Raw genomic sequence first — 1,138 nt, forward strand, 5'->3', positions numbered from 1 at the left:
GTATCTCACCTACCTTGAAATTTTCTAAAATATTATCAAGACCACCAATATGGTCATTATCACCATGAGAAATAACAATCTTATCTAAATATTGAATGTGCTTTGCACGAAGATAAGGCGCAATGACACTCCCTCCAAGATTAAAACCAGAAGGATATTTTGCGCCAGTATCAAACAATAAAACATGGTTTTTGGTTTGCACCACAGTGGCTAATCCTTGAGCGACATCAAGCGTCGTAATTAGTACCGAGTTGTCATCCATTTTAGGGTTAGGTATCAATATCATCAAGCCCAATACAAGTACAGATAGCCAACGAAGTTTTAATGCTTTAGGGAGAATAGCAACACATACAAGTAAGATAAAAAGCGCTAAATCTATCAATGAGGTTTGCGTGTAATGCCATTGATTGAAATCAAATTGTTGTAATTGCTCTAACAAGACGAACAGGTAAACCAATGACTGATTAACAATGGAAAAACTTATCTCTGATAAATAAGTAAGGCCACTAAAAGTCAGCAAGGCGGAGATTAGCGATAGTGGAGTGGCAATAAAACTAAATATTGGAATGGCAATTAAATTTGCAATTGGTGATAAGGCTGAAGTAACAGAAAAAAACCAAATACTAAGCGGCAACGAGGAAAAACTAATGAGTAGTTGTATATAGATTAAGCGATAGAGCCAAGATTTTTCTTGATGTTGCCCAGCACCATAGATAATGATTGCCACTACATAAAATGACAACCAAAAACCAACGCTAAAAACACTTAACGGGTTATGAAGGAGTACCAATATCAATGCCATACCATAGAGTTGCCAAATATCATGATGACGCCTAAGAATAATTGAAATAAACACCACGCTTGCCATAATAAAGGCACGAATTGTTGGAATTGAAAATCCCGAAATCAATGCATATAAAAGTGCAGAGATAAGTCCAAAATAAGCAGCAATAACCTGTGCAGGTATCATGATGCTTAAGCGTGCGGAATAACGCCATAAAAATTGTACCAGTAAGAATACAAAACCAGAGATAAGCCCAATATGTAATCCAGAAATCACGCTAAGGTGAGTGGTATTGGTGGATTTGAATAATGACCACTGTGCATCAGGAATCAAAGAGCGGTCGCCGATAATTAA

1 protein-coding gene is annotated in these 1,138 nt (G+C 36.7%); it reads right to left on the reverse strand.

Annotation, left to right across the window (positions count from 1 at the left end; all coding sequences use genetic code 11):
• The coding region (locus BAZSYMA_RS07820; RefSeq protein WP_090717575.1) for a DNA internalization-related competence protein ComEC/Rec2 at window positions 1–1,138 on the reverse strand (1,138 nt) is incomplete at both ends.

The organism is Bathymodiolus azoricus thioautotrophic gill symbiont (genome assembly GCF_001298715.1).
Taxonomy (GTDB): Bacteria; Pseudomonadota; Gammaproteobacteria; order PS1; family Pseudothioglobaceae; genus Thiodubiliella.